The sequence below is a fragment of the Kordia sp. E genome (genome assembly GCF_056033805.1).
Genome location: NZ_JBRASR010000003.1, coordinates 1,107,012 through 1,119,391, shown reverse-complemented (window position 1 = coordinate 1,119,391; position 12,380 = coordinate 1,107,012). Strand labels below are relative to the sequence as shown.

At 32.9% G+C, this 12,380-nt stretch carries 10 protein-coding genes; all 10 read right to left on the bottom strand.

Annotated features, from left to right (window positions below):
• Nucleotides 1–47 precede the first annotated feature (47 nt).
• Nucleotides 48–593: an NUDIX hydrolase gene (locus ACUUYC_RS17900; protein WP_474268046.1), complete on the bottom strand. Its 546-nt coding sequence runs from the start codon at nt 591–593 to the stop codon at nt 48–50.
• 47 nt (nt 594–640) lie between these two features.
• On the bottom strand, nt 641–808 hold the full coding sequence (locus tag ACUUYC_RS17895) for a hypothetical protein (RefSeq protein ID WP_474268045.1): 168 nt from the start codon (nt 806–808) through the stop codon (nt 641–643).
• Nucleotides 809–821: 13 nt separating this feature from the next.
• Nucleotides 822–1,874 (bottom strand): hypothetical protein, encoded by a 1,053-nt coding sequence (locus ACUUYC_RS17890; RefSeq protein ID WP_474268044.1) that lies wholly within the window; start codon nt 1,872–1,874, stop codon nt 822–824.
• The gene (locus tag ACUUYC_RS17885) at nt 1,874–4,066 is read right to left on the bottom strand and encodes an AAA family ATPase (RefSeq protein ID WP_474268043.1); all 2,193 of its coding nucleotides are present in this window, start codon (nt 4,064–4,066) and stop codon (nt 1,874–1,876) included. The genes ACUUYC_RS17890 and ACUUYC_RS17885 overlap by 1 nt, the downstream gene beginning before the upstream one ends.
• Nucleotides 4,067–4,096: 30 nt before the next feature.
• Complete coding sequence (locus ACUUYC_RS17880) at nt 4,097–4,498, bottom strand: hypothetical protein (protein ID WP_474268042.1); 402 nt, start codon at nt 4,496–4,498, stop codon at nt 4,097–4,099.
• Nucleotides 4,499–4,562: 64 nt separating this feature from the next.
• Complete coding sequence (locus ACUUYC_RS17875; protein ID WP_474268041.1) at nt 4,563–5,255, bottom strand: M48 family metallopeptidase; 693 nt, start codon at nt 5,253–5,255, stop codon at nt 4,563–4,565.
• Nucleotides 5,248–8,427, bottom strand: coding sequence for a type I restriction endonuclease subunit R (locus ACUUYC_RS17870; RefSeq protein ID WP_474268040.1), 3,180 nt, complete (start codon nt 8,425–8,427; stop codon nt 5,248–5,250). Before ACUUYC_RS17870 ends, ACUUYC_RS17875 begins: the two co-directional genes overlap by 8 nt.
• 26 nt (nt 8,428–8,453) lie before the next feature.
• Nucleotides 8,454–9,542, bottom strand: coding sequence for a hypothetical protein (locus ACUUYC_RS17865; protein ID WP_474268039.1), 1,089 nt, complete (start codon nt 9,540–9,542; stop codon nt 8,454–8,456).
• Between the two features lie 11 nt (nt 9,543–9,553).
• Entirely contained in the window at nt 9,554–10,702 is a 1,149-nt protein-coding gene (locus tag ACUUYC_RS17860) for a restriction endonuclease subunit S (RefSeq protein ID WP_474268038.1), read from the bottom strand.
• The gene (locus tag ACUUYC_RS17855) at nt 10,699–12,261 is read right to left on the bottom strand and encodes a type I restriction-modification system subunit M (RefSeq protein WP_474268037.1); all 1,563 of its coding nucleotides are present in this window, start codon (nt 12,259–12,261) and stop codon (nt 10,699–10,701) included. Before ACUUYC_RS17855 ends, ACUUYC_RS17860 begins: the two co-directional genes overlap by 4 nt.
• Between the last annotated feature and the right edge of the window lie 119 nt (nt 12,262–12,380).

Here is a 12,380-nt window from a genome sequence, read left to right as displayed (position 1 = left end):
GATTTTTTTGGTTCGTTTTTTTATCAAGAAAAAAATGAACGTAATCGCTAATTAAACAAATTACTAAGTTTCTCAAACACCTCTTTAGCATACGCACCATTAAAAGGAACATACTTTTTAGACCTTTCTGCATCTCGTAAATCGTTTTGTAAAGTTTGTAGTGGTATATACTTTGCTCCTGCGACTTCTTCCTCTTGTAATTTAAAGTTTGTATCTACTGGAATTTCACAAGCAAAAATAGTGATGAATTCACGATCCCAGTAATCTTCTGCATGCTTGCATTCAATGTATAATCGTGTGATTTGTTGAAATGCAGTTTCGGGTAATGTAATTCCAAGTTCTTCCTGTACTTCACGTTGTGCAGCTTCTAAAGGAGTTTCTCCATGACTCATATGTCCAGCAACAGAAACATCCCAAAGATTGGGAAAGTTTTGTTTGTCCGCAGCTCTGAGTTGTAATACTACTTCTCCGCTATTTGTGTATAGCCAAACGTGTACGGTTCCGTGAAAATGTCCTTTACGATGTACCTCATCTTTTGGCAAGTATGTATCAGTTGGATTGCCGTGTTTATCTAGGATATCGATGAGTTCCATGTTTTTTCTAGGGATTAGGTTCAAGGTTCAAATTAATTTTTTACATTTTACATTTGATCTTTTACATTTTTACTTTCCTTGGCTTTTTGCACAATAGCCTTTAGCCTCGCCTTTGTCGCTTCTTTTTCAGCACGCTCTTTGTTGAGTTTGCGTTGCATGAGCTTGGTATGCTTGGCTTTGTTTTTGGTGTTTTTTTGTCCTTTTGGTTTTGGCATGATGGATTAAAATTTAATCTATTATTCCTAATTCTTTTAGTATATCGTATTTAAATTTACTCATTGGACGCTTGTGAAAATCTGAACTCTCTAATTCAGTTCCAAAAAGTAATCTATAAACTTCACGTTCCGTTAAATCATTTTTTGGAAAAAATTCTTTTATCTTTTCAATATATGTTGTCGAATATGCTTGTTTTATTTTTATCAAATCACTCAATTCTTCATGATGTGCATTATACATTTCATGAATTTTTAATTTCTTTAATGTGTTATATGCTTTTTTATTATTCTTATCATAAAACATGAAGATATTATATCTTGATAATTTCGTTTCATAGAAATAATCAAATTTAACATCATCAATTTGTGAAGCATCTACATATGGATGAATATGTTCATCTAAGTTAAGTAATATATCTCTTTTTGCAGAACTATTACATGTGTAACAACTTGGAATTAGATTATAAAAAGATAATGACAATAACGGATATTTAGATTGAGGAAACCAATGATCAAACTGTGGTCTCATTAGCTTTTCTTTCTTTTTGGTTACCATTGTGTTAGTATATGTTCTATTGCAATAAGTACAGGATCTTCTGTTTAGTTTTTTAGCTAAATGATAAGCACTATATTGAGACTTTGGAGAAGCTGCTGTAAACCAAGTTTTGTATGCAAAAACTTTATTAATAATTGATTTATAGATGTCTATGAGTTCTATAAATTCTAATTCATCCGATAATCTTTCTTTTTTTTTCTTTTTTAAAACTTTAAATCTGTCTTCATAGGCAAAGTAAGGCAATAAATTCTCCCAAATCAACTTATCTAATTCTATTAGTTCATCTGGCTTTCCACAAATCAAAATTTCTAAAAAGTCATCATCAGATAAAATCTTCTTTAACCTAATTGGAATATTTGAAATTTCTTCTATTCTACTTGAACATATTTTACATGAAACATTACTACATACTGTCTGCCCAATTTTTTTTCTTATCAAACATCTTACTGAATCATAATGAGCCGTTAGTGCGTCTTGAACTTCAATTGAAGTACTATCTATATACAACATTATAGTTTTTCTTTAAGTTGATAACCTAATTTCTTAGCTAAACGTATAAGCTCTCTTTTATCTTGTTCTTCCTTACGAACTAAAAAAAGATTTTTATACATTGCTTCTAACTTGTGCCTTATAATAGGTTCTCCAATACTATCAATTATTTTTTTGTAAAATATCTTACGTTTTCCCCAAACATTAAAATTTATATAATATTCAAAATCTAAAGGTTCTAATTCTTTTTCATATTTAGAAATAACATCTAGTAATTGACTTTTTAACTTTTTCTTTATATGTAAATTTTCTTCTGCTTGACTTTCTTCTTTTTCTTGGTTCAATATTTCTAAATATTCTTTTCTCAATTTTGAATAGTTTAAAAAAAGAATCACTTCTTCAATTTTTTCTTTAGCAAATACCCCCATAAACCCATCTTTTAAGAAGAAATCGTTTGCTAACAAATCGTGAATGTTTGCGCCAAAAGTAAGTTGCTCATTACTTATCGCTTCTCCTTTTTTTAATTTCAAAATGTTTGAGGAAGGAATGTCTGATAAAATAAAAGGAGAATGTGTTGAAAACAACATGTTAATTCCTTTAATTTTAGGAACATGTAATGATTTTATTCCGTTTAGTATATACTGAATAAAGTCTTTTTGGTGCGCAGGATGAAAATACAACTCTATTTCATCTAACATTAAATTAAGATATTGATATTTAATATCTTCTGGATTATCATTATCAAATACAGAATCGACATTAATTATATGATATAAAATAGATTGTACAGAATGAATCAGTTGTTGTTCTCCAGAACTCAGGCCACTAAAGAGTGATTTATTACTGTCATTATCTATTTCTTCAAGGTGTATTTCCAATTTAAAAAGAGAAGGTGGTATTAAGCTTATAATATCACAAAGCTTTGGTGTATTTATTCTTTTTGCTAATTCTTTAATAGGGATATGAAACCTGTCAATCTCAGTATGCCATGTATACTTATCATTTTCAGCTAAAGGATCATTTTTAATATAATTTATGGCTTGTTTTAACTTATAAGTAATATGACTGTCGTCTTGTTTTAATGCTATAATATATTCTTCTAAACTATTTTCTCCATAAGCATAAAAACGAGGTTGTTCTCTTGGTTTTTTTGAATTATCTGTTAAATACACTTTGTACTTATCATAAGTTCTTGCAATTTTAAAGAGTTTTTTAACAATATACTTTTCAATCTCTTCTTTAAACTTTACTTCTGTCGTATCTCTATCTATTCCTATTAATTTATTATAAATAATATCTAATACATCAGATTCACTTGAATAATCTGAATATAACCGCTCAAAAGTGTACGTATAAGGCGGATCTGCCCATTTATGATAATAGATATTTTCTATTTTATCTTTATCTAGCGTAAAGGTTAATGCAGTAACAATCTGTTTATTGGTTAGTTTTAGATGATCGTTTGATTTCGATTCTATCAGTAAGTTTGATAACAATCTTGACTTTGCTAAATATTCTTCAGTATTAATATTTATTTTACCTTCATCCCGCATAGGATTGATTACTAAAGGTGTTTGATACCCATCATTTTTATGAAACAATGCTCTAATCCAACCTCCTATATGATTCGTATTTAAACCATATAAAGAGTAATTAATGGCTATTGAATAGAAAAAGAATTCTAAATCCTTTTTTGTTGCCGCATCAAAGGCTTTAAAATCTCCGAATTTCGAAAAACTGTTGTCTTCTTTTATAGTTTGAACAGCATAGGTAACACCTAAATCACTTAGCCTAATACAGTAAATTTTGTCATTAACTGAATAGAAAATATCTAATCTAACCCCATTTTCAATAGGTAAACTAATCAATGGGTCATCAGGATCTTTAAGTATTTGACATGTTGCTGCTAAATTATGAATAGCTAAGAACAATAGTTCTATTAATGTGCTTTTACCAGCTCCATTTTCTCCTACTATTGCAGAAATATTTACATATAATGGTTCTCCTGTATTTTCTCTGGTTATAGAATATAAATCAATGTCCTTTTCTGGTACGTAAGTAAATGTTTGTGTTTCTTTATGAAACTGATAGCTAGAATAAAAAGGATAATAAGTATTCTCTTTCAATACCTTTAAATAATCTGTTAATGTAGGATCTTCTATTACATCAACTCTATCTTTTGTTTGTATTCCTAATAACTTAAATCCTTTCATTTTAATTATGTGATTGATTCATTACTATTCTCATTTAATTTTACTCCAATTGTTATGAAAGTTTCCATCTCTATGAACAGGCAACATATTTACAATTCCTCTGCTATTATATTGTTTATGGAATTTCCTTATTTCTGCTGGCAACATAATATAATAATCAGGTTGTTGATCTAAATTGAGATTTACCATAATATAAATCACATTATCCTTTATTTGGTTTTCCATTAATGGCCAACCTCCAGATTTTTTACTACGTATAGTTTTTACCTGTATTTGATAAGCGACACCATTCTTCTCAGCGAGAATATCTATCGCTTTAGCATTACCAATAGTTAAACCCACACTAAATCCTCTTCTATACAACTCAGCAGCTACAAAGTATTCTCCCGATAGACCACTACTATTTCTTGGAAGTTTTTCTGGAATACTCATACATCAATTTTTAAAAATATTTTAAATTAGTCATAATCGTTATTTTACTGCTTCCTTAACTTCCCTACAACCTCATCCCATACATCTTAGCATCCAACTCTTTCCAATTGGGAATATGCTTTGAAACTTCTGCCCAAAACTCTTTGGAATGATTTTTAATTTTGGTGTGCGCCAATTCGTGTACTATTAAATAATCAATCAAACTGAAAGGAAGTTTAATAGCGTCTATGTTGATCAAAATAGTATTGGATGGTGTACAACTTCCCCAACGCTTGTCTAATTTTCGAATCTTTACTTCGTTGTAATGAAAACCTGTTTTCTTTGACCATTTCTTAACTCTTGGTGCAATCTTCTCCGTTGCTTTCTCTCTAAAGAAAGTTTCAAAAGCTTGCTTCAACGCTTCTTGAGTATGCAATGACTCAGGCACAACAACTTTAAATTTAGATTCGGTGAAATTGATTTCAATAGCACGCAAGTCATTATTTACAAATACCTCAACATAATATTTACGTCCTAAATATTGCACACGACTCCCTGTTACAATATCATCCATACCAATGGCTTCTACTAATTGTAACTTGTCTAATATCCAACGGGCTTTTTTGAGAATCATAGCTTGTTCCTTCTCCACAGGAATAGGATCACCTTTCAATATTACGCCTACATCCTTTTGCACACTAATATAATGTGATTTCAACCCTTCTTTGGGTTGAAAAGTATAGCTAATGGTTTTATTTCCGTATTGTACGTTAGGCATCTGTATTCTTTAGTAAAATAGCAATCATTTCTTTCGCTTTTGTATTCGCTTCTGCTTCATTTAGCGAGGTAGTTTTTAAATACCTATGTATCTTGCGCTTCATATCATTTTGTACACGCCCTTTTGTTTGCCAACCTACAAGATCGAGTTCTTTATGTATTAAGTCAAAGATAGTCTTAGTTACATCTACAGCATCATCATCAAATAATACTTTCATAGAATCGTAAACCGCGCGCTCACGTTCGGTAGTAAAACCTTTGTTTTCTCCTTCCTTTTGCTGTGCAATGATTTCATCTTGCATTTCGGTATAGGCTTTGAGTAATTCTAATTGTGTAATGCGATCCTCTTTTTTAAGTTTTAACAACTCGTCTAAACGTTGTGCTAAAGGTTTATAGAAGTCTGGGCTTTTATCGAGTCCGACTTTTATGGTATGCTTTAAATTGTTTCGCATCTTCAACTCTTTGGTGGCAGGAGAAGCGTTTAGTATTTCTTGTTTAAACTTTTCCTTATCAATAATAGAAATAGGTTCTGCTAAGAGATTTTCTACACCTTCCGATTTTAGATGTTCGTCTATCATGCCTTGTAGCATTTTGCTTTCGTCTTTGCTTATTTTCAATCCATCATCATCTGGAAAAGCATTTCTAGCACGTAACTTTATTTCGTTATACAGCTTAAAGTCACTTTGGTACTTCATGGCTTTGGTATTCGGTAATACAATATTGATTGACTTGTTAAAAGCTTTCAATAATACCTTAAATTGATCTCTTTTATCAATAGGTTCAATAAAGCGTACTGCTGCATCAATATAATCTACACGATCATACTTCCTACTTATTTTCATCGGCTTAAAGAAATCAACCAATTTGGTATGGTTCATTTCCAACTTAGGCAATTCTTCATTAATATTCTTTAAAATATCATCAGGTCGTATGTCACCCGAGAAAATTTCCAATGCCTGAATTAAATATGCCGTAATTCCATTATAATCAACTATAAAACCTGCCTCTTTTCCTTTTCGAGAACGGTTTACACGTGCAATCGCTTGCAATAAGTTATGTTCTTTAAGTGGCTTGTCTAGATATAAACACGATGCTATAGGCGCATCCCAACCTGTCAATAACATATCAGACACAATAATGATGGCTGTATTGTCAAACTTCTTTTTGCCTGATTTCTCAGTTTCTGCTTCGTTTCCAAAAGGCAATTTAAAATTGTCCGTAGCATTCTTAATGTCTTCTGGCGGCACAACCCAAATCGATTTTTGTGATTGCGGATTGTTCTTATTCCACTCCAACGTTTCATAATAACTTTTAGCAATGCTGTCTGATTTTGCCGAACCAATACTCATCACAACTTTCGACTCAAAAGCATGAAAGCCTTCCTCTTTTAATGCTTGTAAAGCTTGTTGATATCGTATGGCATGCATACGACCGCTACAGACCAACATTGCTTTGTGACCATCAGGATATATTTTATTCCTGTAATGATCTATTAAATGTTTGGCAATATCTGTAATGCGCTCTTTGGAGAGTTGATACTTCGTAAGTGCTTCTCTTTTTAGCTTGTCTTTCTTAGCTTCGGAATAATCTCCAAATTTTTCTTCAAACTCCTTGTCTAATGCTTCTTTCTTTACATCAAGCCTGGCAATTCCTTCGTCATATAACAATTCAACTGTGGCACCATCGGCTACAGCTTCTGTAATGGTGTATACATCTATATAGTTACCGCCATAAAATTCTCCTAAAGTCGATTTGTCTTCCTTAGAAATAGGCGTTCCTGTAAAGGCTATAAATTTTGCATTGGGCAATACGGTACGCATAAAGGAAGCTAGGAAACCATAATGACTTCGGTGTGCTTCGTCTACTAATATATATAAGTTGTCTTTTTTGGAGAGTTCTTCCAGTGCTATTTCTTGACGTGTTATTTCTACCCACTTCCCTTTTTGTAACGCTTTGGTAATTTTTATCAGCGTTTTGTCTTTGATGTGTTTTTCTATCATCAAATTGCCGCGTTCTTCCAATTCGGTTTGGTCAGCCGTATCGGTGACTTCTTTGTCCGTTTCTTGAAACTTTTGCAATGTGGTAGTGATAATACCTCCATAGTCATTGCGCAATAATTTGTCTAAGTGTACTACCGAAGAAGCCTGATTGACATTTTTGAACCCTACATTTTGAAATGTGGTAGTGATTTGCCGATCCAAGTCTTTTCTATCGGTCATGATCAATACTGTAGGATTCTCAAAACCAAATTCAGGTGCTTGCAATTTTCGAGTTACATACGCCATGGTTAATGATTTTCCAGAACCTTGTGTATGCCATACCACACCACCTTCTCCTGCTTGCAAGCGTGCAATGGTTTTGTTGGTAGCTCGTAGCTGTTGGTATCGTGGTAATTTTTTAATTGTTGTTCCTTCTTCCAATTCAAACAATACAAAGTGACGAATGAGGTCTAAAAGACGTTCTTTTTGAAAGAGTGCCAATACTAACTTGTCTTGTTCTTTTTTTGCTTGCGCGATGATTTCAGAATCCGTGTTGCTAGTTTTGAATACAGAATAGAATTGTTTGGGCGCATTGATCGCACCATATTTTCCACCTACATCCCAAATACCTGCGCAGATTTGATTGTAGTGAAATAGTTTTTCTGAGTTTTCTTGGTAATAGCCCAAATCACTATACGCCTTTTCCCATGCATTGTCTGCTTTGGGCGATTTGCATTCAATGACACCAATTGGTAAACCATTGAGATAGACCACCAAATCGGGAATGGAGTTTTGAAAGCGACCATGATATTTCATCTGATTGACGACCAAAAAATCATTTTCATTACTATTGAGATAGTCTATATAATGAACAGCTTTAAATTCTTCTTTCCCATCAATGACTTGCTTTACTCGAAAACTCCCACCACGAATGAGTTCCCAAATCTTTTGATTGATTTCCATCAAAGAAGCACCCGTAACCGATGTAATAGCAGTATACGCTTTGTATAAGTTAGCGTCATTGATCCAAGGATTGAGTTTTTTGATTGCATTTTCCAGTCGTTTGGTGAGCACTACTTCCGTAATGCTTTCGCGTTCATCTTGTTTGCTTGCATCATAATACGCATAGCCTAGTTGTTGAAACAACTGAATGGCAGGTAATTCGCTATATGTATATTCTGGTGATTGACTCATGGTGTTACAATGGCCTTAATTTTTGGTTAGTTATACTCATTTGTTATCATAATTGTTCCATCAGAAAAATGTTCAACATTTTCTGTTGAATCATTAAAAAAATCTAACTCCTGAAAATTAGAATACTCACCTTTTTCTAAGAGGCTAAAGACCTCAACAGATATTCCTACATTAAAACTTTTTTCACTAAGCTCAAAGAAATCATTGAAAATTTCAAAAAATGGATACCTATTAAAGAAAAAATATCTGGAAGATTCTGGTAACCGTCTCAAAATAAGATATTCTCTATCGTAGATATTTTCTTTTCGAAATCTGCTTTCATCTAATTCTATTTTATTACCCTTTATCAATTTATCAGAATTTTTAAAATCTCCTATCATATAAAACCACGTAGCATAATGGAGTCTCATAGGAGAAAACTCATTCTTTTTATCTTGAAAATCTTTGGTAGGGTCTACAAAATGAAATTTTGAATTTTCTGCATCATTTTCATTTGACCACTCAGAACAAAATCCAAGTTTTTTTATAATATTAAACCCGCTACTACTTGTAATTATATGTTCTCCACTATCACATTGACTTAATGCTTTTGCTAGTTTAGATTTTATATTACCCGAAGATTGAGTTTCAGTTCCTTTAGACTCAGCTAAACACAACTGATTCAATAAATTGTTTTCTTGGGCTACAAAATCAGGTGTAGACACTTGGTTGGGAATTGGAATGTTATTGGTTTCACAGAAAAACTCAAAATCATTTATAAAAGGATAATGATTATCCCTTAAATATAAATATGTTAATCCTTGAGATAGTTCTCCAATTCTTGTTGTACGAGAAAAATCCCGTAAACGTTCAATTCTTGAAGCAATAATTCTAATATTAGGTTTATTACTATGAATTAAATTTGACAAACCTAATAAGCTTGACCAATAATCAAACCACGATTCTCTACTACCCAATTGTCTTGAACATATAGTCCTTGCAATAGCATCTGCCAAACGCCAACTTCTAAACGTTATAGGGCTATGATTAGTGATTACAGGTGATATACGTTTTGTAACAATTGATTTATTAGTATATTCAATTAACTCAATATCTCTTCTATTATTAAATAACATAGTATTTACTTTTAAACTTTTACCCTTACTCTTCCCGTTAACAACTGCTGCATCAAACCTTTTTTAAGTTCTTGGTAGGTTTCTTTCTTTTTTGCTAGTAATTCTAGTTTATTGTCTAATGATTGAAATATGTCAACTATTTTAGATTGCTCACCTATAGGCGGTAATAGAATTTTTAAGGGTTCTATGATTGACCTTGATAAACTAGGCACTCCTGTTGCTTCACTATGCTTCCTCCAATTGATGGATTGAAAAACTACATAAATATAGTACGGAATAACCTCAGTAAATGAATGAGTATAAAAAAGAGTATCTACTGTCCAAAATTTATCATTCAAAAAAACAGGCTTATCAATTGTTCCTTTTCTTCCAATTCCAACACTTTCTCCATCATATAAATATTCATTTACATAAGTCATAACACCTCCAGTTCCATAAACGGGAATGTTACCTTGACTAAGATGTTTATAATCCTTTCCACTTCCTAATTTCAATACATCGCCTATCCTTACAATCTCCCAACTCAAAGGAATCTCACCCAAAGACGATTCCTTAAAATCAGAATGCCCAATACCCTTAGTTAACAACTGCTGCATCAAGCCTTTTTTTAACGTTTGGGTTTCGCTAATTTGTTGATCAATGAGGTCTATTTTAGCATCTACCGTGCTTAGGATGTCTGCTATTTTTTGTTGTTCTGATAGTGAAGGAAGTTGTATTAATAGCTTTTCCATTCCTCCTTTAGTAACATGCATCATAGTTGAGCCATGAGACTCATTCTTCATTCTTCTAGTTACATTATCTAACAAATAATAATGAAAACATTTATCTATTTTTTTAATATCATGCTCAATTTTCCATATGTGATAATGGAAAATTGCTTTTTCTCCAAACCACCAAACTGGTCCAAAAGTAGCAGACCACATATAAAGTAAATCTCCATTATAACAGTATTGATGTTCTGGTAATTCAAGATTAGAGTAATAATATTCTTTTCCTGATCCAGTTAAATTTTGTAATCTAATTACAGGCACTCCATCTGCTTCCCATTCAGAAAGTTTATATGCTCTCCCATTGAATAAAGTTGCCACTTCAACCTGTTTTACTACCTCCCAATCTTTAGGTAATATTCCAAGTTTAGTTTGTTTATACCCTTCATTCATATCCCCAACTCCTTTAAAAATCCTGCTAACTTCTTATCAATCTCAGCTTCCTGTATTTCCAAAGCTGCTATTTTTTGCTGTACCGCTTGTAAATCTACTTCGGGTTCGGGTTCGCTGGTATCTATATAGCGTGAAATGTTTAGGTTGTAATCGTTGTCGGCTATTTCTTCTAGTGGTACAATGCGCATGTATTTGTCTACATCGGTGGCGCCATCATAGGCGTTTACTACTTTTTCAATATGTTCGGTTAAAAGTTCGTTTTGGTTTTTACCATCTTTATAGTCATTGCTGGCATCAATAATGATCACCTTGCCTTTTTGCGCTTCGGTTTTAGTTTTGTTGATAATCCAAATACTTGCAGGAATCCCTGTATTGTAAAACAAGGCACTTGGCAAACCTACAATACTTTCTACCAAATCGGCTTTTAGCAATGCTTTTCGTATTTTTCCTTCCGAGCCACTTCTAAATAATGTACCATGTGGCAATACCACGCCTGCTTTTCCATCTTGTTTTAATACTGCAATCATGTGTTGTAAAAATGCTAAATCTGCATAACCACGTGGCGGAATTCCGTATTGAAAACGCCCGTACGGATCACTTACTACTTTTTTATAGTTAGGCGTTACTTTCTTTTCGTTTCCGTTTTTATCAAGCTTTACTTCTATATTGGCTTCGGCTTTTGCCCACCATGCGCCCATAGAAAATGGCGGATTAGCAATTACTCTGTCAAAAAGCATGAGTTCGCCTTCGCTATTTTGATGCTGTGGTATATTTAAAGTGTCTCCTTTGCGTAAGTCAGCATCTGTAAAGTTGTGTAGCAACATGTTCAACTTTCCTATTGCCCATGTACCTATATTTTTTTCTTGTCCGTACAATGCTACATTGATATTGTTTCCTACCTTTCCATTGGGTTGTGCGGCAATATAGCGTGCCGATTCTATGAGCATTCCACCAGAACCACAGGTAGGATCGTATATTTTGTGTTTGGGTGCAGGTTTTATAAGTTGTACAATGAGTTGTACGACACCTCTTGGTGTATAGAATTCACCTCCTTTTTTTCCCGTATCGTCCGCAAACATTTTTATTAGATATTCATAGGCATCTCCCAATAAATCATGTGATGCTAAATGATCGTTCCGTAATGAGTGCTGATTAAAGTGACGTAATAAGCGTTGTAGCAGTTCATCAGAAAGTTTTTCTTTGTCGCCAAACTTTGTTGCAGTCATCACGCCTTCAAGTGAGGTGTTTTCGCGTTCTATAGCGGCAAATGCTTTATCCAGCGCGATCCCAATATTTTCAGTTTCTTTTTTTATGTTGTCCCATCTCGCTTCTTGTGGCAATTGAAAATAGGCTTCGGCTTCGGCATCTTCTCTGGTAAAGCCATCACGTTCCATACTGTTTTCTACTTCTTCTTCAAATACATCGTTGGAACGCTTTAAAAATAACAATCCGAAGATGTAATTTTTAAAGTCAGAAGAGTCAATACTTCCTCTTAAAATATTGGCAGAATCCCACAGCCAAGATTCAAGAGTTTCAAGGGTTAATTTGTTTTTGGACATATATATTTTCAGGTGAGTTTTCTTATATAATTCGAAAATACTAAAATTTGTTTAGCATTGCTATATAAGCACCACATTCATATCACAAGAATACTGGAAAAACTTTAGTATTAGTTACG

Bases quoted from the DNA above. Each gene is read 5' to 3' on its own strand.
- ACUUYC_RS17900 (WP_474268046.1), bottom strand. From the start codon at position 593: ATGGAACTCATCGATATCCTAGATAAACACGGCAATCCAACTGATACA.
- ACUUYC_RS17895 (WP_474268045.1), bottom strand. From the start codon at position 808: ATGCCAAAACCAAAAGGACAAAAAAACACCAAAAACAAAGCCAAGCAT.
- ACUUYC_RS17890 (WP_474268044.1), bottom strand. From the start codon at position 1,874: ATGTTGTATATAGATAGTACTTCAATTGAAGTTCAAGACGCACTAACG.
- ACUUYC_RS17885 (WP_474268043.1), bottom strand. From the start codon at position 4,066: ATGAAAGGATTTAAGTTATTAGGAATACAAACAAAAGATAGAGTTGAT.
- ACUUYC_RS17880 (WP_474268042.1), bottom strand. From the start codon at position 4,498: ATGAGTATTCCAGAAAAACTTCCAAGAAATAGTAGTGGTCTATCGGGA.
- ACUUYC_RS17875 (WP_474268041.1), bottom strand. From the start codon at position 5,255: ATGCCTAACGTACAATACGGAAATAAAACCATTAGCTATACTTTTCAA.
- ACUUYC_RS17870 (WP_474268040.1), bottom strand. From the start codon at position 8,427: ATGAGTCAATCACCAGAATATACATATAGCGAATTACCTGCCATTCAG.
- ACUUYC_RS17865 (WP_474268039.1), bottom strand. From the start codon at position 9,542: ATGTTATTTAATAATAGAAGAGATATTGAGTTAATTGAATATACTAAT.
- ACUUYC_RS17860 (WP_474268038.1), bottom strand. From the start codon at position 10,702: ATGAATGAAGGGTATAAACAAACTAAACTTGGAATATTACCTAAAGAT.
- ACUUYC_RS17855 (WP_474268037.1), bottom strand. From the start codon at position 12,261: ATGTCCAAAAACAAATTAACCCTTGAAACTCTTGAATCTTGGCTGTGG.